At 64.6% G+C, this 20,685-nt stretch carries 20 protein-coding genes; 8 read left to right on the top strand and 12 right to left on the bottom strand.

Annotated elements, in window-relative coordinates:
* Window positions 1-42: 42 nt before the first annotated feature.
* Entirely contained in the window at window positions 43-1,137 is a 1,095-nt protein-coding gene (locus tag XH84_RS35960; RefSeq protein WP_128919129.1) for a citrate synthase/methylcitrate synthase, read from the top strand.
* A gap of 196 nt (window positions 1,138-1,333) precedes the next feature.
* Entirely contained in the window at window positions 1,334-2,368 is a 1,035-nt protein-coding gene (locus XH84_RS35955) for a sensor histidine kinase (RefSeq protein WP_128919128.1), read from the top strand.
* 2 nt (window positions 2,369-2,370) lie between these two features.
* Here XH84_RS35955 and XH84_RS35950 read toward each other — a convergent pair whose 3' ends face one another.
* Window positions 2,371-3,003, bottom strand: a complete 633-nt coding sequence (locus tag XH84_RS35950; RefSeq protein WP_128919127.1) for a J domain-containing protein — start codon at window positions 3,001-3,003, stop codon at window positions 2,371-2,373.
* A 107-nt stretch (window positions 3,004-3,110) separates the two neighbouring features.
* On the opposite strand from XH84_RS35950, the gene XH84_RS35945 reads away from it, so the two are divergent.
* Window positions 3,111-3,380 (top strand): BolA family protein, encoded by a 270-nt coding sequence (locus tag XH84_RS35945; protein WP_128919126.1) that lies wholly within the window; start codon window positions 3,111-3,113, stop codon window positions 3,378-3,380.
* A gap of 165 nt (window positions 3,381-3,545) precedes the next feature.
* Here the strand turns inward: XH84_RS35945 and XH84_RS35940 are convergent, their stop codons facing one another.
* The 3 genes from XH84_RS35940 to XH84_RS35930 all read right to left on the bottom strand — a co-directional run bounded on the left by XH84_RS35940 (window position 3,546) and on the right by XH84_RS35930 (window position 6,707).
* Window positions 3,546-4,850, bottom strand: a complete 1,305-nt coding sequence (locus XH84_RS35940; RefSeq protein ID WP_128919125.1) for an HlyC/CorC family transporter — start codon at window positions 4,848-4,850, stop codon at window positions 3,546-3,548.
* Between the two features lie 88 nt (window positions 4,851-4,938).
* Window positions 4,939-6,087, bottom strand: coding sequence for a 3-dehydroquinate synthase (aroB, locus tag XH84_RS35935; protein WP_128919124.1), 1,149 nt, complete (start codon window positions 6,085-6,087; stop codon window positions 4,939-4,941).
* Window positions 6,084-6,707, bottom strand: coding sequence for a shikimate kinase (locus XH84_RS35930; RefSeq protein WP_128919123.1), 624 nt, complete (start codon window positions 6,705-6,707; stop codon window positions 6,084-6,086). The genes aroB and XH84_RS35930 overlap by 4 nt, the downstream gene beginning before the upstream one ends.
* Before the next feature lie 172 nt (window positions 6,708-6,879).
* Here XH84_RS35930 and XH84_RS35925 point away from each other — a divergent pair, with 172 nt between their 5' ends.
* The 4 genes from XH84_RS35925 to XH84_RS35910 all read left to right on the top strand — a co-directional run bounded on the left by XH84_RS35925 (window position 6,880) and on the right by XH84_RS35910 (window position 11,315).
* Window positions 6,880-7,026 (top strand): hypothetical protein, encoded by a 147-nt coding sequence (locus XH84_RS35925; protein ID WP_014439243.1) that lies wholly within the window; start codon window positions 6,880-6,882, stop codon window positions 7,024-7,026.
* A 17-nt stretch (window positions 7,027-7,043) separates the two neighbouring features.
* Window positions 7,044-8,000, top strand: a complete 957-nt coding sequence (gene xerD, locus XH84_RS35920; protein ID WP_128919122.1) for a site-specific tyrosine recombinase XerD — start codon at window positions 7,044-7,046, stop codon at window positions 7,998-8,000.
* 318 nt (window positions 8,001-8,318) lie between these two features.
* Window positions 8,319-9,281: an acetyl-CoA carboxylase carboxyltransferase subunit alpha gene (locus tag XH84_RS35915; RefSeq protein WP_128919121.1), complete on the top strand. Its 963-nt coding sequence runs from the start codon at window positions 8,319-8,321 to the stop codon at window positions 9,279-9,281.
* Between the two features lie 531 nt (window positions 9,282-9,812).
* Complete coding sequence (locus XH84_RS35910) at window positions 9,813-11,315, top strand: L,D-transpeptidase family protein (protein WP_181769414.1); 1,503 nt, start codon at window positions 9,813-9,815, stop codon at window positions 11,313-11,315.
* Between the two features lie 452 nt (window positions 11,316-11,767).
* On the opposite strand, the gene XH84_RS35905 is transcribed toward XH84_RS35910, so the two are convergent.
* From XH84_RS35905 to XH84_RS35870, 8 genes are all read right to left on the bottom strand, one after another.
* A complete protein-coding gene (locus tag XH84_RS35905; RefSeq protein WP_128919119.1) occupies window positions 11,768-11,962 on the bottom strand; it encodes a hypothetical protein in 195 nt (64 codons plus the stop codon).
* Window positions 11,963-12,275: 313 nt separating this feature from the next.
* Window positions 12,276-12,977 (bottom strand): ABC transporter ATP-binding protein, encoded by a 702-nt coding sequence (locus tag XH84_RS35900; RefSeq protein ID WP_128919118.1) that lies wholly within the window; start codon window positions 12,975-12,977, stop codon window positions 12,276-12,278.
* Window positions 12,970-13,701, bottom strand: coding sequence for an ABC transporter ATP-binding protein (locus XH84_RS35895; protein ID WP_128919117.1), 732 nt, complete (start codon window positions 13,699-13,701; stop codon window positions 12,970-12,972). The genes XH84_RS35900 and XH84_RS35895 overlap by 8 nt, the downstream gene beginning before the upstream one ends.
* Window positions 13,691-14,794: a branched-chain amino acid ABC transporter permease gene (locus XH84_RS35890; protein ID WP_128919116.1), complete on the bottom strand. Its 1,104-nt coding sequence runs from the start codon at window positions 14,792-14,794 to the stop codon at window positions 13,691-13,693. Before XH84_RS35890 ends, XH84_RS35895 begins: the two co-directional genes overlap by 11 nt.
* Before the next feature lie 19 nt (window positions 14,795-14,813).
* The gene (locus XH84_RS35885) at window positions 14,814-16,031 is read right to left on the bottom strand and encodes a substrate-binding protein (protein ID WP_128919115.1); all 1,218 of its coding nucleotides are present in this window, start codon (window positions 16,029-16,031) and stop codon (window positions 14,814-14,816) included.
* 2 nt (window positions 16,032-16,033) lie between these two features.
* Window positions 16,034-16,891: a branched-chain amino acid ABC transporter permease gene (locus XH84_RS35880; RefSeq protein WP_128919114.1), complete on the bottom strand. Its 858-nt coding sequence runs from the start codon at window positions 16,889-16,891 to the stop codon at window positions 16,034-16,036.
* Between the two features lie 27 nt (window positions 16,892-16,918).
* Window positions 16,919-18,433 (bottom strand): amidase, encoded by a 1,515-nt coding sequence (locus tag XH84_RS35875; protein ID WP_128919113.1) that lies wholly within the window; start codon window positions 18,431-18,433, stop codon window positions 16,919-16,921.
* 152 nt (window positions 18,434-18,585) lie between these two features.
* A complete protein-coding gene (locus tag XH84_RS35870) occupies window positions 18,586-19,767 on the bottom strand; it encodes a substrate-binding domain-containing protein (RefSeq protein ID WP_164936214.1) in 1,182 nt (393 codons plus the stop codon).
* A gap of 179 nt (window positions 19,768-19,946) precedes the next feature.
* On the opposite strand from XH84_RS35870, the gene XH84_RS35865 reads away from it, so the two are divergent.
* Window positions 19,947-20,390: a MarR family winged helix-turn-helix transcriptional regulator gene (locus tag XH84_RS35865; RefSeq protein WP_128919112.1), complete on the top strand. Its 444-nt coding sequence runs from the start codon at window positions 19,947-19,949 to the stop codon at window positions 20,388-20,390.
* Window positions 20,391-20,685: the final 295 nt, after the last annotated feature.

The following is a 20,685-nucleotide window of genomic DNA, read 5'->3' as shown; positions in this document are numbered from 1 at the left end:
GAGGCCCGACCTTATGTTCTCCCTGAACAGGAGATTTGGGCCATGAACATCCACCTCACCAAGAGCCAGATCGGGCTAGACGGCGTTCCCGCGGCCGAGACCGTGCTGAGCCATGTCGATGGCGAGCGCGGCGAGCTGATCATTGCCGGGGAACATGTCGGCCGGCTGGCGAGCCAGTCGAGCTTCGAGGGCGTCACCGCCCGGCTCTGGAACGGCGCCAGCAAGACGACCTTGAGCGAAGCCAACGTGCGGGCGAGCCTGGGCGCGGGGCGCGAGCGCGCCTTCGCGCGCCTGCCGGACCTCTTGCCGGCGACACGCGGCATGGGGGTCATCGACGGGTTTCGTGCGGCCGTCGCCGGACTTCGCGCCGAACACGGCCTCGAGCATGAAGCCACGATCGTCGGCGCGTTTCCGGTGATTGCGGGCGCGCTGGTGCGCCGCGCCAAGGGGCTCGAGCCGGTCGCGCCCGATCCAACGCTGAGTCACGCCGCAGACACGCTGCGCATGTTGCACGGACGCGCGCCCGCCGCGCGCGAAGTCACCGCGCTCGACGCCTATCTCGTCACCGCCAGCGACCACGGCATGAATGCCTCGACCTTCACCGCGCGGGTGGTGGCCTCGACACAAGCCGATCTGTTCGCCGCGGTGACCGCAGGCTATTGCGCGCTCACGGGTCCGCTGCATGGCGGCGCGCCGGAGCCGGTGCTGGAAATGTTGGACGCGATCGGCTCGCGCGAGCGCATCCAGCCATGGGTCGACGCTGCGCTCGCGCGTGGCGAACGTATGATGGGTTTCGGCCACCGCGTCTATCGCGTGCGCGATCCACGCGCAGACGTGCTCAAGACCGCGGTCGAGGCACTGGCGTCGAACGGCGCCGACCTGCCCTTCGCCGGCGAGGTCGAGGCCTATATCCGCAGCGCACTGCGCAAGAAGAATCCGGAGCGGCCGCTGGAGACCAATGTGGAGTTCTTCACCGCGATCCTGCTCGACGCGCTCGCTATTCCACGCCAGGCCTTCACACCGATCTTCGCGGTGGCGCGCAGCGCAGGCTGGACCGCGCATGCGCGCGAGCAGCAGCGCACCGGACGGCTGATCCGGCCGAGTTCATCCTACGTCGGACCAATGCCGAAAGATTGAAGCCGCCTGGACGGACCGGTGGGTCGCGCGTCAAGCGCCGACCCATCGGCAACTGCGCCACAGCCTGGAGATCAATTGCGGGTCTCGGCGTGATGCCCTTCGTTCTTCAAAAACCCCATCGAAGAGATTCCAGGCATCACTTGGGAACATACGTGGGCCGGGCGGATTAGCTGATCTGGCCCCGTAGAGGAATGCAATGCTGGACTTGTTTGGACATTCGGACGAGGCCAGGATCGGCGAGATCGCCAGGCAGGCAATGAGCAGGAGTGCTGCCGGGACGGATTCTGAAAGGCGATTCCGGGACTTGCTCGAGGCACTGCCCACCGCGATCTACACGACCGACGCAAAGGGCCGCATCACCTTCTTCAATCAGGCCTGCATCGATTTTGCCGGACGCACGCCCGAGATCGGCGAGATGTGGTGCGTGACCTGGAAGCTTTTTCTCCCCGACGGCACTCCGCTTCTCCACGATGAGTGTCCGATGGCCGTCGCGCTCAAGCAGAACCGCCCCGTGCGCGATGTCGAGGCCGTTGCCGAACGGCCGGACGGCTCCCGGATCTGTTTCGTGCCATATCCGACACCGCTGCGCGACGAGCACGGCCGACTGGTTGGCGCGGTGAACATGCTGGTCGACATCACGGCACGCAAGCAGGCGGAGCAGCGGATGATGCTCCTCGCCTACGAGGTCGATCATCGTTCGAACAATCTGCTCGCCGTGACCCAGGCGATGTTGCGGCTGACGAAGGCCGAGACCGCGGCAGAATTCCAGGCCGCGTTTCAGGGTCGGCTAAGCGCGCTGGCGAACGTGCAGAGGCTGTTCTCGGCATCGCGCTGGACCGGCGCGAGTCTGAAGACCATCGTCGAAGAGGAACTCCGGCCATACGGAAGCGGAGACGGCGAACGCATCCGCATCGCTGGAGAGGACATCCGCCTGCCGGCAACGCTCGCCCAATCGATCGCAGTCGCCGTGCACGAGCTTGCGACCAACGCCGCCAAATACGGAGCACTGTCGACGCCCTCGGGCAGGCTGGAGATCCGCTGGGAGACGGGAGGCGCAGAGCCTCTCGTGCTGCGCTGGTCGGAGCACGGCGGTCCGGAGGTCAAGGAGCCGACGCGCAAAGGCTTCGGGATCGGCGCCGTCGACGGTATCATCCGGACCTTGCAGGGACGGATTACCCGGCAGTGGAGGCCGGAAGGACTGGTTTGCGAATTGTCCTTCCCGGAGGCGTAGCCTTAGGCCTCGCGCACCACCGTCTTCAGATAATTATACGCCTTGATGATCTCGATCAGGCGGTCTTCGGTGGAGCGGTCGCCGCCATTGGCGTCGGGGTGGTGCTGCTTCACCAGCGCCTTGTACTTGGTCTTGACGTCGGCCAGCGTGGCGCTGGGGCCGAGGCCCATGACCTGGAGCGCCTTGCGCTCGGCGTTCATCACCTTGCGCGTCTCGGCCTGGGGCGCGGCTTCGGGGCCCTTGCGCCAGCTGGCGCGGCCGTTGATCTCGGAGAACATGCTGAACGGATCGGACGCCATATCGATCTCGGCTTCCGCACCCTTCTTGCCGCCATTGGCGCCCATCTTCCAGGTCGGGCGGTGACCGGTCAGCGCATCCTTCTGGTAGCGCGCGACGGCGTCGGCGTTCATGCCGGAGAAGAAATTGTAGTTCTGGTTGTACTCGCGCACATGGTTCAGGCAGAAGTGCCAGTACTCGCGCTGGTTCTCACGGCCCTTCGGGGCGCGATGCGCGCCCTTGTTCTGGCATCCGGCCCACTCGCAGCCGACGGCGGCGTCGCGCGGCTTCACTTCCGGCTGCTTGCCCCGCGGCTTGACCCGGATGGAGTCGAAGAATTTTGATGAATCGATCGGCATGGCTGACTTTGACTACGCAATGCAAAAACCTTCAAGTCTTGACATTGCAATTAGCTGCGAACCCGGCAATTAACGGGGCGTGATCTCTGCACCCGAATGGCACACACATGGCTATGCGCGACACTATCAGCAACAAGTTGCAGGAAGCTTTCACCCCGGAAAACCTGCAAGTCGTGGACGAGTCACATTTGCATGAGGGCCACGCCGGCCATCGGCCCGGCGGTGAGACACACTTCCGCGTCTATATCGTGTCTGATGCCTTCAAAGGGAAGAGCCGGGTCGAGCGCCACCGCATGATAAATTCGGCGCTGACCGCGGAACTCGCTGGCCGCGTCCACGCACTGGCGATCCAGGCAAAGGCGCCGGGGGAAGGGTAACTTCGCCTCAGCCTCCCGCGGAGGCTTCGCACGTAAACACACGAGGTCGTCATGCCCGGGCTTGTCCCGGGCATCCACGTTCTTGGTGCGACCGGAAAGACGTGGATGGCCGGGTCAAGCCCGGCCATGACGATGTGGAAGCCTCAGAGCCTCCAAACTGCCCCATTAAAACGACGTCCCCGCCCGTCTCGGCTTGGCCTCTTCCAGCTCCGCCTCGCGCGGCACCGGCGAAATACGGAGCGCGGTGATGCGGTTGCGTTCGCGGCGGAGAACGCGGAAACGGAAGCCGTGGAAGGTGAAGCTCTGGCCGCGGTCGGGGATCGAGCGCGCCTCGTGAATGACGAGGCCGGCGACCGTCGTTGCCTCTTCATCGGGCAGATGCCAGTCCATGGCGCGGTTGAGGTCGCGGATCGGCACCGAGCCGTCGACCACGACCGAGCCATCCGGCTGGGCGCGCACGCCGGCGACCACGACGTCGTGCTCGTCGGAGATGTCGCCGACGATCTCTTCCAGAATGTCTTCCAGCGTCACGAGGCCTTCGACTTCGCCGTACTCGTCGACAACAAGCGCGAAATGGGTTTTTCGCCGGCGGAAGGCCTTGAGCTGCTCGGACACGGGCCGCATCTCCGGCACGAACCAGGGCGGCAGCGCGATCGTGGAGACGTCGATGCGCGAGGTATCGCCGTCGGACGCGCGGATCGCGCGCAAGAGATCCTTGGCGTGGAGCACGCCGATGATGTTCTCCGGCTTCTCACGCCACAGCGGGATGCGGGTGTATTCGGTCGCCAGCACCTCGCGCACCAGCTCTTCCGGGGGCAGGTCGGCGTTGATCATCATCATCTCGGTGCGATGGATCATGACGTCGGAGACCTGGAGCTCGCGCAAGTCCAGGAGACCGCCGAGCATGTCGCGATCCTGCTTTTCGAACTTGCCCTCGTGATGCAAGAGATCGACCGCGCCGCGCAGACGCTCGGTCGGCGACAGGATCGCCTGGTGCTCGCCGGCGAGGCCGAACAGGCGCAGCAATAGGCGCACGATGACTTCGACGATGCGCAGCAACGGACCCAGCACGTACATGGTGAGCCGCATCGGGCGCGCGACCGCGAGCGCGACACGATCGGGCGCGTTGATCGCGATGGTCTTGGGCAGCACTTCCGCGAAGATCACGACCAGCGCGGTCATCACGCCGGTGGCATAGAGCACGCCGACATCGCCGAACCAGGCCGTGAAAATGGCGGTCGCGATCGCCGAGGAGCCGATATTGGCGATGTTGTTGCCGAGCAGCAGCGCCCCGATCAGGCGCTCGCGCATGTCGAGCAGGTCCGAGACGACGTCGGCGTCGCGATTACCCTGCTTGGAGAGGCGGAGCATGCTAGCGCGCGAGGCGCCGGTCAGCGCCGTTTCGCTGGCGGCGAAGAACGCCGAAACCAGCAGGCAGAGGACGACGATGGTGAATCCGAGCCAGTCCATGCACCACTCAAGTTTCTTTTGACGCGTTTTCCTGACGCGAACCGGTATCCACTTCGCTCAAAACGCTTTGGCAATCATCAGCCGCGCATCAAGCCTTCTGCGCAAGCTTCTCCTTGAGGAAGTCGCGCACGGGGACCGGATCGACATCCCTCGCGATCACCGCGCGCCCGACGGCTTCCAGCAGGATGAAGGTGAGCTTGCCGCGCTTGACCTTCTTGTCCTGCGCCATCAGGGCCATCAGCGCGTCGGCATCGGCAAGCCCTTCCTGCGCGAAGCCGGCGATATCCTGCAGGCGGGTCGGCAGGCCGGCTTCAATCAGATGCCGCTCGATGCGTGCGGCATCTGATTCTCCGATCATGCCGAGCTTTGCCGAGAACTGCGCCGCCAGCGTCATGCCGATCGCGACGCCCTCGCCATGGAACAAGCGGTCGGAAAAGCCGGTCGCCGCTTCCAGCGCGTGGCCAAAGGTGTGGCCGAGATTGAGCAGCGCGCGCTCGCCGGTCTCGCGCTCGTCGCGTGACACCACGCCTGCCTTGGCGCGGCAGGAAGTCGCGATCGCGTGCTCGCGCGCCGCGCCGCCCTTGACGATGTCCGAATGGTTCTTTTCCAGCCAGGAGAAGAAGGCCTCGTCGCCGAGCACGCCATATTTGGCGACCTCGGCATAGCCGGCGCGAAACTGGCGCGGCGACAGCGTGTCGAGCACGGCGGTGTCGGCGATGACCAGCACCGGCTGGTGGAAGGCGCCGAGCAAATTCTTGCCCTGCGGAGAGTTGATGCCGGTCTTGCCGCCGACGGATGAATCGACCTGGGCCAGCAGCGAGGTCGGCACCTGCACGAAATCGACGCCGCGGCGCAGGATCGAAGCGGCAAAGCCGGCGAGATCGCCGACCACGCCGCCGCCGAGCGCGATGACGAGATCGTTGCGCTCGATCTTGGCGGCGATCAGGGCTTCGCTGACCTTTTCCAGGCCGGCATAAGTCTTGGAGATCTCGCCTTCCTCGACCACGATGTGCGAGGTCGGGATGCCGCTCGCCGCGAGCGAAGCCTCAGTCGGCTCGAGCCAGTGCTTTGCCACGTTGCGATCCGTCACGATCGCTGTGCACACGCCGGGACGCAAACGCGCCACGCGCTCGCCGAGCGAGCCGAGCACGCCGCGGCCGATGACGATGTCGTAGGCGCGATTCTCCAGCGCGACCTCGACATTGATGGGATCGGAATGTTTCAACGGCGCAGTCATCTTAACGCACTCGCAACGTCGGCAGATGGTGGAGCGGCCCGGTCGCCGCAAAGATGGGCGCGCAGCGCCTCGATGCATTCCTCGACGATTCTGTCGTGCGGCACGTCGCGCGAGGCGATGGTGAGGTCGGCATGGCCATAGACCGGCTCGCGCTCGGTGAGCAGGCGCGTCACCGTCCCTTCCGGATCGGCGGTCCGCAGCAGCGGACGGTCGGCGCGACGGCGCACGCGGCGCATGATGACGTCGTGGTCGGCCTTGAGCCAGATCGACACCGCCTTTGCCGCGATGCGCGCGCGCGTCTCCTCGCGCATGAAGGCGCCGCCGCCGGTCGCCAGCACCATCGGGCCGCTGTCGAGCAGCCGCGCGATCACCCGCGCCTCGCCATCACGGAAATACGGCTCGCCGTGGCGCTCGAAGATCTCCGGGATACTCATCTGGGCCGAGGTCTCGATCTCGGTGTCGGCATCGACGAAGGGCAACTTGAGCCTGAGAGCCATGCGACGGCCGATGGTGGATTTACCCACCCCCATCATACCGACGAGCACGATCGAGCGTGTCCCGAGCGCCGACAGGATGTCGGCTTCGGGCGAAGCTGGTATCGGCAACGCGGCGTCGGACATGTCTCGCTCGATTGGATCTCGCTCGATCTGCCGCCCAAGGCGGCACGCTTTGGCCACCTATACGACCCCGGAAGGGGCCTCGCCAGAGGACTCTTGCCACGAAACGGCGAACATGTTGGATGATTTCATTGATTAATTTGCCCGTCTGGACCTTCTCCCGAGACCTTGCCCGATGCCCAGCCTGTTCCGCTTCCTGACGGTCGTCGCCGTGATCGCCGGCATCGTCTATGGCGTGGTCTTCGCACTGGCCAATTTCGTCAGTCCCAAGTCGCGGGAAATGACGGTGACGATCCCGCCTGACAAATTTCTCAAGAAATAGGAGCTAGGCTTCAGGGCATGCGCAACCCGCCCTCCGACGCCAAGCTCACCGGCCTGTTCCTCGACATGCTCGCGGCGGAACAGGGCGCCGGGCCCAATACGCTCGACGCCTATCGCCGCGACCTCACTGATTTCTCGGAGTTTCTGGGCCGCTCCGGCCACAGTTTTGCGGACGCCGAGACGCAAACGCTGCGCGACTATCTCGCCGATCTCGACAGCCGCGGCTTCAAATCCACCAGCGTCGCGCGGCGGCTGTCGGCGATGCGGCATCTCTATCGCTTCCTGCTGAATGAGCGCATCCGCAGCGAGGATCCCGCCGCGATCCTGTCCGGCCCCAAGCGCGGCCGCGGCCTGCCGAAAGTGCTGTCGATCGCCGACGTCGACCGCATGCTGCGCCGTGCCAAGGAATTGAGCGAGGCGGACGATGCCTCGCCCGCGAAGCGGCTGCGCTCTTTAAGGCTCTATTGCCTGCTCGAAGTGCTCTACGCCACGGGCTTGCGCGTCTCCGAGCTGGTGGCGCTGTCGCGCTCGGCGGCAAAGCGCGATGCCCGCATGATCGTGGTGCGCGGCAAGGGCAACAAGGAACGCCTGGTGCCGCTGAACGAGGCCTCGCGGCAGGCGATGGCGGATTATCTCGCAGCGACCGAAGCTGCCAAGGCCGACAAGAAGAGCAGCGTGGCCGCCTCGAAATGGCTGTTCCCCTCGTTCGGCGAGAGCGGACATCTGACGCGGCAGCACTTCGCCCGCGACCTCAAGGAGCTCGCGGTCGCCTCGGGCCTGCAGGCCCGGCTGGTTTCCCCGCACGTGCTGCGCCACGCCTTTGCCAGCCACCTCCTGCACAATGGTGCCGATTTGCGCATCGTGCAGACCCTGCTCGGCCATACCGATATTTCCACGACCCAGATCTACACCCATGTGGTCGAGGAGCGGCTGAAGAGCCTGGTGCGCGACCTGCACCCGCTGGCGGAGAAGTAATTGTCGTCCCTGCGAAAGCAGGGACCCATACCGCGCGATCTATCTGTGGCAGCCGCCGCGAGTACCGCGGAAGTCCTTTCACCGCCAGTCTTCGCCTAACTGCTCCCTGTGGTTATGGGTCCCTGCGTCCGCGGGGACCGACGGCGCAGGCCGAAACCGCCTTGACTTCGGCCACATCTCCGCAGAAAGAGCCGTGGCCTTCCGCATGATTTGGCTCCCTGCCAGGAGCGCACAAGCCAAACCATTGAAGACGCTACACTTCCTTCCGCGGCCCCGACCTCGCTTCGCTCTCAAGCCCCGTCCCCCTATATTGAGTTGATGCAAGACCAGATGCGCAGCTATCTCGACTTTGAAAAGCCCGTCGCCGAGCTCGACTCCAAGGTCGACGAGCTCAGGACGCTCGCGGCCTCCGGCACGGATATCTCTGACGAGATCGGACGGATCGAGGACAAGGCGGCGCAGGCGCTGGCCGACCTCTATCAGAACCTGTCACCGTGGCAGAAGATGCTGGTGGCGCGGCATCCGCAGCGACCACACTTCAACGACTTCATCAAGGGCCTGATCACCGAATTCACCCCGCTCGCCGGCGACCGCAAGTTCGGCGAGGACGAGGCGCTGGTCGCCGGCTTCGGCCGCTTCCGCGGCGAGCCGATCTGCGTGATGGGCCAGGAGAAGGGCGATTCCACCGAGAGCCGGATCCGGCACAATTTCGGCATGGCGCGGCCCGAAGGCTATCGCAAATGCGTGCGGCTGATGGAAATGGCCGAGCGGTTCGGCCTGCCGGTGCTGTCGCTGGCCGATTCCGCCGGCGCCTATCCCGGCATCGGCGCCGAGGAGCGCGGCCAGGCCGAAGCCATCGCCCGCTCGACCGACGCCTGCCTTGCGCTGACCGTGCCGAACGTTGCGATCATCACCGGCGAGGGCATGTCGGGCGGCGCTATCGCGATCACCACCGCCAACAAGGTGCTGATGTTGGAGCACGCGATCTATAGCGTGATCTCGCCGGAAGCTGCCTCCTCGATCCTCTGGCGCGACGGCACCAAGGCGCAGGAAGCGGCCAACAACATGAAGATCACCGCCCAGGACATGCTCCGCTTCGGGGTGATCGACCAGATCCTGAAAGAGCCGGTCGGCGGCGCCCACCGCGACCCCGCCGCGATGATCGCCACCACGGGCGAGGCCATCGCAACAGCCTTCGACGAGCTGCGGGGCCTGGACGGCGACGCCATCCGCAAGCAGCGGCGGCAGAAATTCCTCGATATCGGCCGGAAACTGGGCTGATTCGGGCCGATTCCGGTCTCGTAGGGTGGGTTAGACGGCGTCTGCGCGAAGCGCAGGCGCCGGCGTAACCCACCACTTTTGCCCCCGCGGATGCCAACAATGGTGGATTACGCCTTCGACTAATCCACCCTACGAGACCTCCCAGGTGGGCCTCCGCTAACCCCGCATTAACCCTTTTTTTGCCCAAATCGGCGATCTCTGTCCCCATGGGCCCAAAAGGCCCAAGTTCCGTCCAAAGTTCCGTCCAAAGTCGCGTCCATTCAGTCTTCGTTGACCATGCCGATGGGCCAACGGCCTCGTGATCCCCGCTCGGGTTGCGACCACATGACCCAGAGGTTAGAATTTTAATCAATGGCTTCAGGGCATAAGCGCTGGGGCGTGAGCTGAAAAAACCCGTCACGACGGGTCCGGTTGTCCGGTCGGATCATGCGCCAAACGAATTGGGGTTCGCGCTCTCTGCCCCGGCACGGTGTGGGGTCCATCTTGATTTCTCGTTCGCTTGCTCGCGCGCTCTTGGCTTCGGTTGCGCTGATGACGGCCAGCGTTCTGCTGGCCGGCTGCGACACCGACCAGGTCTCGCTCGCGACCAACGCCAAGGCCAATCAGCCGGTGCCGCCGAAGCTACTCGCCGCGATGGCCGAGAAGGATATGGATCTGCAATCGCCGATCCTGGTCCGCCTGTTCAAGCAGGAGGCGGAGCTCGAGGTCTGGAAGCAAACCCGCTCAGGCCAGTTCGCATTGCTCAAGACCTATCCGATCTGCCGCTGGTCGGGCGACCTCGGACCGAAGGTGCGCGAAGGCGACCGCCAGGCGCCGGAGGGATTCTACTCGATCAACCCGGGCCAGATGAATCCGCAGTCGGCCTATTACCTGTCGTTCAACACCGGCTACCCGAACGCGTTCGACAAGGCGCTGGGCCGCACCGGCTCGCAGCTGATGGTGCATGGCGACTGTTCCTCCCGCGGCTGCTACGCGATGACCGACGAGCAGATCGCGGAGATCTATTCCTTGGGCCGCGAATCCTTCTTCGGCGGCCAGAAGGCGTTCCAGCTGCAGGCCTATCCGTTCAAGATGACACCGGTGAACATGGCCAAGCACCGGAACAATCCGAACATGCCGTTCTGGAAGATGATCAAGGAAGGCTATGATCATTTCGAGGTGACGCGGCAGGAGCCGAAGGTCGATTTCTGCGAGAAGAAGTACGTCTTCGACGCGGCCAAGCCCGCGGATGCCAAGCGCGATCCGGTGTTCGACGCCTCGGCAAAATGCCCGGCCTATGTGATCCCCGAGGACGTCGTCGCCGCCGTGCGGGGGAAGCAAGCCAAGGACGAGGCGGAATACGCCAAGCTGGTCGCCAAGGGCACGCCGGTGGCGCGCATGAACACCGGCATCGACGGCGGCATGAACAAGATCTTCGCCGCGAAGATTCCGGAAGGCTCGACCGGCCTGTCCGAGGGTGCCGAAGGCACCACACTGCAGATGCTGGCGATGGCCAAGGCGCCCGGCACGATCCCGGGCCACGTCAATCCGCCGAAGCCGAATCTCGATGCGGTGGCGTCCGCGCCTGCGCCGCAGGAAGAGCCTGTGGTCGCCGTGCCCGCGGCTAGCACCCGCGTCGCGTCGGCCCAGCCTGCCGAAAAGTCCAGCGGGTTCTTCTCGAGTCTCGGCCGCAAGATGGGCATGGGCACCGCCGACACCACGGCGACCACACCGCCGCCGCAAGCCACGGCGTCCGTCGCTCCGGCCGCCACGACCCCGACACCCACGACCGCGGCGTCGAGGCTGAAAGCCGCCGTGACCCGGTTCGTGCCGGGGCACGACAAGTCCAAGGATACGGCGAAGGATGCGCCGAAGCCGGCCGTTGCTGCCGCCAAGCCCGCCGAGCCGGCAAAGCCCGACACACGCCTCGCCGCAACGCGGCCGGGGCTGAAGCCGTTGGTGTCGGATGGTGCCGCTGACAGCGGCCAGATGGCGGGTGCGGCGCCGGTGGTGTCGTCGAACTCGTTCGACAGCCGCTTTGGGGCGATGAAGTAGGAGCGGCGCCCGGCTTCCGGAGTAAGCCAAGCATAACAGCGTGATTGCCCTTCCTCGCAGATGGGCTCGCCGCTGCACTAGCAAGCCCAACCTTGCCGAGCGGGATGCCAGAAATCGCGACAAGAGCGCGACAAAAGCCGTCAAACCACTGCGCAGAGACGGGCCAAGGACGAAAAGTCGAACTAAATCAATATTATGGGGTCAGTGTGTCGCCCACCGTGTCGCGATCTGGCGCACCAAAGAGTTTTTGCATCCATAGACCTCACCGCCGCAGTTCCGCACGCACCCGTGTTTTCCCGATCGGGCAAGCGTCGGGAAGCGAACAGACCCGAGCCCCTGTGTCAGCAAAACTGACCGGGTTTCAATGCCGTGATGATATTGGCTAGCGCTCAGGCCCGGTGGTCTTCTAGGGTTGCGACTGCCGGGCCTGATTTGCTCTTCCCTGACGCAGATCAGCCGGCCGCACCCGCCTCGCGGTGCGAGAAGCCATGGACCGCAACGCGCTCCTCAGTGATGAGTGCGCGCCGCTCCGCCTCAAGCACGCGGGCGCGAAGGCTTTCCAATTCGGACAATTGAGAGGAGAGCTGTTCTAAATGCTCGTGCAGCTGCACAGCGGCGTCAACCGCTCGACCGGGATGTTCGTGCATGTCGTGTAAGCCCCCAACCAAGTTTTGAACCAAAACTTGGATCATGGCCGCCGTTGGCCAATCGGGAAAATGATGCAATCGCGACTGAAGTCCCGCCGGCGTTGTTCCGGCACTTACATTTGTGAATCCTATGTTGCTTTCGCCGAAAGTTAATGTGGGCTGAGTGCGGGCAGGCGCGGCGCGGATGCGCGGCCAAAGTTTGCGAGTGGGTGAAATGACCGACAGCCCGTAACCCGGATGAGCGCAGCGATATCCGGGAATGTCGCGAGCGCCCCGCATGTCGCTTCGCTCATGCAGGCTACGAAAGCTCGAGTTACGGTGCCAGATATCGCATCAGCTCCGGATTGCCCCTCACCTCGCCCGCCTCCCCCTGCAGCGCGACGCGGCCGCGATCGAGCACGTAGGCGTAATCGGCAACGCGCAAGGCGAGGTCGAGGTGCTGCTCGACGATGATGACGGCGATGGTCTTGGCGAGCTCGATCAGGCGCTCGGTGATCTCCTCGATCACGCCGATCCAGACGCCTTCGGTCGGCTCGTCCAGCAGCAGCAGCTTGGGATCGCCCAGCATGGCGCGGCCGATCGCCAGCATCTTGCGTTCGCCGCCGGAGAGCGTGCCGGCGGACTGGTCGAGGCGCTGGCCGAGTTTCGGGAAGATGGTCAGCACGCGGTCGACCGCGGAGGCATCCTTGTTCGCGAGCGAGCCGACCGCGAGATTGTCGCGCACCGACAGGCGCGCGAACACCGAATGCTCCTGCGGCACGTAGCCGATCCCGGCGCGGACGCGCTCCTGGGTGGCGCGGCGGCTGATGTCGCGGCCGTCGAAGGCGACCTCGCCCTTCCACGCCGGCAGCTCGCCGACGATGGTCTTCATCAGCGTGGTCTTGCCGGCGCCGTTGCGGCCGAGCACAGCGACGCCGCCGCGCCAGGGAATGCCGAGGTTGACGTCGAACAGCACCTGGCTGCGGCCATAGCCGGCATCGAGATGGCTGATGTTGAGAAATTGTTGCTCAGGCACGGCGCAGATAGATCTCCTGGACGGACGTGTTGGCCTGGATCTCCGACACGGTGCCTGACGCCAGCACCCTGCCCTGGTCGAGCACGGTGAGGCGGTCGCAGATGTCTCGGATGAAATCGAGGTCGTGCTCGACGATGACCAGGGAGCAGTGCTGCTTGATCGGCTGGAGCAGCTCGCCGGTGACGCGGCGCTCCTCCAGGCTCATGCCGCCGGTCGGCTCGTCCAGCAGCAGCAATTTCGGCTTGCCCGCGAGCGCCATCGCGATCTCCAGCCATTGCTGCTGGCCGTGCGACAGCGCCGCCGCCGCATCGAAGGCGCGGTCGGCCAGGCGGAACTGCCTCAGCATGTCCATGACCTGGTCGTGCAGCGCGTCCCGCGTGCGCGAGAACACCAGGTCGAACAGCGAGCAATGGGCCTGCAACGCCAGCAGGATGTTGTCGTACAGCGTCAACGACGGCAGCACGGATGTGATCTGGAATTTCAGGCTCATGCCGGCCCGCGCGCGCTCGGTCGGTGTGAACGCGGTGATGTCGGTGTTGACGAAGGCGACTTTGCCCTGCGTCGGCACTTCGGCGCCGGCGATGCATTTCATCAACGTACTCTTGCCGGAGCCGTTCGGGCCGATCAGGCCGTGAAACTCGTTCTCGCCGACGCTGAGCGCGGCATCGTCGAGCGCGGTGAGCTTGCCGAAGATCTTCTTGATGCCGGCGGCTTCAAGGAGCATCGCGCGTCTCCTTTTGCCCGGCACCGAAGCTGCCGACCCGCTCGCGTTCGCCCAGCACGAAGCTGATGAGACCGAGCGGCCGGAACAGAATCACAAGCAGCAGCAGCAATCCCAAAATGATCGGCCAGATGTCGCGGTAATTGTCCGACAGCCAGAAGCTGACGCCCTCGACGATCACGGCGCCGATGACGGCGCCGATCAGCGTGCCGGAGCCGCCGAACAACACGTAGAGCACCACTTGCGTCGAGACGACGACGCCGACCATATTGGGCCAGACGAAACCTTCGTGGAAGGCATAGAGGCTGCCGGCAAGCCCGGCGACGCCGCCGCCGACGGTGAAGATGATCGCTTTCAGGTGCTGCGCCTTGTAGCCGAAGAAGGCGATGCGCTGCTCGTTTTCGCGCAAGCCCGCGAGCGCGAGACCGAACTGCGAGCGCACCAGGAAGCGGCAGAGCAGGTAGACGACGACGAGAATGCCGAGCACGAGATAATAGAACGCCGGCCCTTCCGTGAACTCGTAACCGCCGAGCGTCATCGGCGCGATCGAGGGGATGCCGTTCTGGCCGCCGAGATAATACCAGCCGCGCGCCAGCCGATCGGCGGCGTAGGAACCGGTGAGCGTACCGAGCGAGACGAAGATCACGCTGGAGGGATGCCGGCCCAGCAGCAGGAAGCCGCCCAGCAGCAGCGCAAAGGTGAGGCCGATCAGCGTTCCCGCCGGCAGCACCAGCAAGATGTTGGTGATGTCGAGATCGCGCGCGAGCAGCGCCACGCCATAGCCGGCCGAGCCGAAGAACAGGGCCTGGCCGAAGCTCATGATGCCGGCATAGCCCCAGACCAGGTCGAACGACAGCGCGAACAGCGCCAGGATGATCACGCGCGTTGCGAACACCGTGAGATAGTCCTGCAGCACCAGCGGCGCGAGCAGCGCCGCGACGAGCACGACGCCCTCCACGATCGGCAGGACTTTTCGCCCTGCCTTGACGCGGTCCTTGGCTGGTCCCGCCGCCGCGCCTTCAGCCATCGCACCGTCCATTTCGTCGCCTGCATCGGCGACGATGGCCTGTCGTACCACACTCATCGGCTTCAACATTCCGCCTCAGCATTCCATTTCAGCATTCCTTGGGATCGACCAGACCCTCGCTGCGCGCGACGATCTCGTAGTTCCCGCCCTTGGCGACGGCGGTGTACATCTTCATCTTGCAGTGCCGCTTGCCCGGCACCATCTCGGCCGGTCCGCCGGGACCTTCGGCGATCTTGGCGTGGTCGAGCGCGGCGGCGACCGATTCGCGGTCGATCTTGCCGGCTTCCTTCACCGCGGCCTCCCATAGCTTCAGACCGCGATAGGTGCCCGTCGCAGCGCTGCCGGCGGCGAACAGGAAGTTACCCGGAAAGTCCTTCTCGTAGGCCGCCTGGATTTTTGCGTCGAACGGGTTCTCCTTGGTCAGCACCTTGAAATAGTCGAGGCAGCTGGCAAGACCCTCGATTTCCGCGGCCTGATTGATGTTGAGCGTGTTCTCGTCATAGTAGACGCAGGCGAGGCGCCCGCCGTTCTTGAGGAAGCCGGCTTCATAGAGCTGCTTGAAGAACGGACCGACGCCCGGCGGGATGACGGTGTTGAAGACGACATCGACCTTGTTGGAGATGATGCGGTTGACCGTCGCGGAGAAGTCGACCTGGTCGAGCGGATAGTATTCCTCGAACACGACCTCGCCGCCGTTCGCCTCGATCACCTTGCGGGCATAGACGTTGAGCGTGTGCGGCCAGACGTAATTGGCGCTGGGCAGCGCGAACCTCTTGCCGCCGTTCTTGATCAGCCAGGGGATGAACTCATCGCATTGCTGAGCCGGGGTCGGCCCGGTGCAGAACAGATAGGGCGTGCACTCCTTGCCCTCGTAGAGCTGCGGATAGATGTAGAGCGTCTTGCCGCGCGCCACGATCGGATCCTTGATCGCGTTGCGCATCGACGAGGTGATGCCGCCGAGCACCATGTCGACCTTGTCGCGCTGGATCAGCTTGCGGACGTTGCCGACGGCGACGGATTCGTTCGAGGCGGTATCCTCGATGTAGAGCTCGAGCGGACGGCCGAGCAGACCGCCTGAGGCGTTGATCTCCTTGATCACCATCTTGGCGACATTGGCGTCGGCATTGCCGGCATAGGCGATCGGGCCGGTAAGGTCGGTGGCGATGCCGACCTTGATCGGAGCCTCGGCGGCGTTGGCCCAGGGCGCCGGGATCACCCAGCTGCCGACACCGGTTGCGACCGCACCGGACGCGAAGGCGAAATTGGAGAGAAAGCGGCGGCGTGAGAGCTGAGTGCGATCGAACATGACTAAACCCCTTTTCCAGCGATGAGACCCTGCGGGCGGAATTTGATGAAGACAATGGCGAGCACGAAGACGAGGACGTCGGCGACGACGGGCGCCATCACCCATGGCAGCGCCGCGCTGAGCGTGCCGATGACGCCGGCGCCCGCGACCGGCCCGATGAAGGAGCCGACACCGCCGACCATGACCGCAACGAAGCCCTGGATCAGGAAGCGCAGGCCGAGATCGGCGAACAGGCTGAAGACCGGCACGATCAGCGCGCCGGCAAGGCCAGCGAGCGCCGCGCCGAAGGCGAAGGTGGCGCCGTAGATCAGCGGCGTGGAGATGCCCGAGGCGCGGGCGAGCGATGGATTCTCCAGCGTCGCCCTCACACGCAGGCCGAAGCTGGTGCGCGACAGCAGCAGATAGCAGCCACCCATCACCAAGAGCGTGATGACGATGATGGTGAAGCGCCAGGCCGAGATGTGCATGGCGCCGATGTCGATGGAGCCGCCGATCGGCTCGGGCACGGTGAGATAGAAGCCGCCGATCAGCCCGCGCACGGATTCGCGGATGATGAGGCCGAGCGCATAGGTGCCGAGCATGGCGACGATCGGCGCGGCGTAGAAGCGGCGGATGATCAGGGCCTCCAGCACGAAACCGAGCCCACCGACCAGGAAGGGCGCGGCGACCATGCCGGCCCAAATCGGCAGGCCCTTGGCGTAGGCGAGATAGGTGACGTAGGCCCCGAGCAGGACGAACTCGCCCTGCGCGAAATTGAAGATGCCCATCATGCTGGCGATGATCCCGAGCCCCAGCACGATCAGGACGATGATCGCGCCGAAGCTCAGGATCTCGAACGCTGCGACGAACGCGTTAGCCATGCGTTAGAGCCTGCATCAACGCCCCGCTCACATCTTCTTCCAGTCGCCGATCTGCTCGAAAGCATGCGCGGCGCGGTAGATGGTGGATTCCGCGAACATGCGGCCGACCAGCATCAGGCCGACTGGCAGGCCATCGACCATGCCGCAGGGCAGCGACATCGCGGGGTGATGGGTGATGTCGAACGGCGCGGTGTTGGAGATCATCTCCAGCGCGCGGGCGACGTATTCCTCGCGGCTGGCATTGGGCTCAGGCAGCTTCGTCGCCTTCATCGGCGTGGTCGGCATCAACAGCAGATCGTAATCGCTGAACGCCTTGTCGTAGGCGGCGGTCAGGCGGCGCGAGATGTTGAGTGCCTTGCCGTAGAAGCGCGGGCCGAAATTGTTGTTGATGTAGGTGCCGAGCATCATGAACAGCTTCGTGGTCTCGGACAGCGAATCCGCCTGCCGGCGCCAGCCGCGATGGAAATCCATCAGCGAGGTCGAATAGAGATCGCCGCGGCTGAGGCCGTAGCCGTCGCCGAACATCATGGTCTGGGTCAGGCCTTCGGTGCCGATCGGGGTCCAGATCGCGCCGCCCAACAGGTGCATCGGAATCGAGACGGTCTCGACGGTGGCGCCGAGATCCCTGAAGCGCTTTGCGGCCTCGCGCACGCTTTCATTCACAGCAGCCTCTGCGACCGGCTGCTCAAAACCTTCCTTGAGGATGCCGATCTTCATGCCCTTGACACCCTGGCCGAGCGCCTTGGTGTACTCCTCGACCTTCGGCGCCTTGATGCGCGGATCGTAGCCGTCGTCGCCGGCGAGCACTTCGAGCAGCAGCGCGTTGTCGGCGACTGTCGCCGTCATCGGGCCGGTATGGTCGACATAGATCTCGATCGGCATGATGCCGGTATAGGGGACGAGGCCCCAGGTCGGCTTCATGCCGTAGACGCCGCAAAACGAGGAGGGCATGCGGATAGATCCGCCCTGATCGCCGCCGATCGCCATGTCGACCTCGCCGAGCGAGACCACGACGCCCGAGCCTGACGACGAGCCGCCGGCCGAGTAGCCCATCTTGTGCGGATTGTGCACCGGCCCGTAGGAGCCGGTGTGGCTGCCGCCGGACAGGCAGAAGTGCTCGCAATGCACCTTGCCCTTGATCTCGGCGCCGGCATCCAGCATGCGCGTGACGATGGTGGCGTCGAAATCGGGTACAAAGCCTTCCAGCGTCGACGAGCCGTTGGTCATGGCAACGCCGGCCAGCATGATGTTGTCCTTCAGCGCGACGGTCTTGCCCTTGAGCTTGCCGCTGGCGGCACCTTTCACGGTCGACTTGCGATACCAGGCGTTGCGCGGGTTCTCTTCGGCCGAGGGCCGGTGGCCCGGCGTGCGCGGATATTTCACCTCGGGCACCTCGTCCGGCATCGCGGCAACGAGATTGTAGGCCTCGATCGAGCCCTGCATCAGGCCGCGGAATGAGGCGACGTCCTCATCGCTGAGCGAAAGGCCGCACTGCTCGGCGACACTGCGAAGTTGGGCTGGCGTGGGAAGGACAACTGTCACGGCGCTCTCCTGGAGTTTGGATCAGTCCTTTGGGCGTGCGGCCGCGTTTTGCGCCACGAGCGCACCGGCCCGGCCGAAACATTCAAAACGGAAATATTTTCCTTTTCAAGTATTATTTTGCACCTCCGCCCGCATGGATGGCCGCGGCGAGGTCAGAGCGGCTTGATCAGCTTGAAATCGAGACCGTCGGCCTCGGCGAGATGCATCGGCATCCGCGCGTGCCCGTTGCGGATGGCGACCGGACCGCGCGCGCCGCTGTAGACGATGTTGCGGCCGGCCGCGAGCATCGGCCGCATCGAGAGCGAGCCGGCCTTGTTCGCGACGGCTTCGAGAAACCGCAGGCCTTCGTAGCTGGACTGTCCGACCGAGCCGATCGGCGGCGCATTCGGCCCGAACATCGCGTGATAGCGGCTCTGGAAGTCGTCGTTGGCGCGCGCGCCGGTGCCGGTGAAATAGCCCGAGGCGCAGAACATGTTCTCGCTGTTGTCGGCGCCGATGCCGAGCAGCACCGTCTCGTCCATCGCGCCTGCGAGCCGCAGTGTCGTGGCGCCAAGCCCGCATTCACCGAAGGCGCGGTTGAAGGTGATGCTGTCGGTGCCGATCAGCGAGATCAGCACGACGTCGGGCCTTGCGGCGTGGATTCGCGCCAGATGCGGCTCGTGATTGTCCTCGCCGAGGGGAACGAATTCTTCGCCGACGACGTGGCCGCCGGTTTCCCTGATGTAGTTCTTGACCGCGCGGTGCGATTGCCAGGGCCAGACATAGTCGCTGCCGATCAGGTACCAGCGCTTGGCCTTCTTGACGTCGGCGAGCCAGTGGATGGCGGGGCGGCTCTGCCAGCGCGGCGTCTCGCCGATCGCCATCACGCCAGGGGTGCGCTCGCCGCCTTCGTAGACCGGCGTATAGATGTAGGGGATGCGATGGCGCGTGGTGACGTCGCGCAAGCCGACGCGAACCGCGCTGGTGTGCAAGCCGACGATGAGATCGACCTCGTCGAACGCGATTGCCTGCTCGGCGCGGTCCAGGACCTCATCCAGCGGCCCGCCGGCGTCGTAGATGGACAGCTCGATCTCGCGGCCGAGGATGCCGCCGCGCTTGTTGATCTCGGCAACCGCGAGCTGCGCGCTGTTGGTGGCGCAGGGACCCCAGACGCCGGGCGAGCCGGTGCAGCAGATGAAGCCGCCGATACGGAGCTTGTTGGCGCCGCGCCGCTTGAACAAGGCGTGATCGTTCGGCGACAACGCACCGCCAGCTGCCGATGACGACAGATTCCTGAACAGCAAAGACGGCAACGCCGAGCCGCCGTGAGCCGGGAAGTTCACCGTCGCGCGCACGCCAACTCCTGTCTGGGACCAGACCTGAAAGCACATTCTGCGGGCGGCCGCGGCTTCCGCCCCTTTGTTGGGCAATGATCCTATTTTGAAAATATTGAATATTCAACAATTGAAGTGCATATAGATGCAGCATTGATTGCAAGACATTCACTCAATTGGGTCAAGACGAAGTCTTAGCCGTGGCAAAACCGACCAAAGCAAACATCCCGATCACCGAACACCTCGCCTACCTGCTCGCGCAAGCCAACCGGGAGATCAACCGGCAGCTCGAACTGCGGTTGAGCAAGGAAGGGGTTCCCGTCGAGCAATGGCGTATCCTGAAAGTGCTGTCGGATGGCAACGGCCATTCGATGGGCGAGCTCGCAGAGGCCGTGCTGCTCAATCATCCGACGCTGACCAAGATGATCGACCGCATGGTCTCGGACACGCTGGTCTACCGCGTGCAGGACCCGAACGACCGCCGCAAGGTCCTGATGTTCATCTCCGACCGCGGCAAGGTGTTGAGCAAGAGGCTCAACTCACTCGCGGTCGACCAGGAGGAGCACATCCTGGAGAGCTATGGCGACAAGTCGACCAGCGAATTGAAGCGGCTGCTGGAGAGCTTGATCGACAGCTCGAATTGAGGGGGTGGCGCGTTTCACGAGGGTCGCGATACAGCCAACCCAACAAAGACTGTCGTCCCGGCGAACGCCGGGACCCATAACCACAGGACGTGGTTGTTTCAAAGACCAGTAGTTGCGGGTGTCTCGCGCGGTACGACGACTGCGCGCCGCCGATAGATTCCGCGGTATGGGTCCCTGCGTTCGCAGGGACGACGGCGCGGGGGCATTGCCCGCCTCACTCTCAACTGTCATCGCCCGATTCAATCGGGCGATCCAGTATTCCAGAGACGGTTGTGATGGAATCGAGAGGCCGCGG

The organism is Bradyrhizobium nanningense (assembly GCF_004114535.1).
Classification (GTDB): domain Bacteria; phylum Pseudomonadota; class Alphaproteobacteria; order Rhizobiales; family Xanthobacteraceae; genus Bradyrhizobium; species Bradyrhizobium nanningense.
The sequence above is the reverse complement of the archived record's forward strand: the minus strand, read 5'-3'. Positions and strand labels throughout refer to the sequence as shown.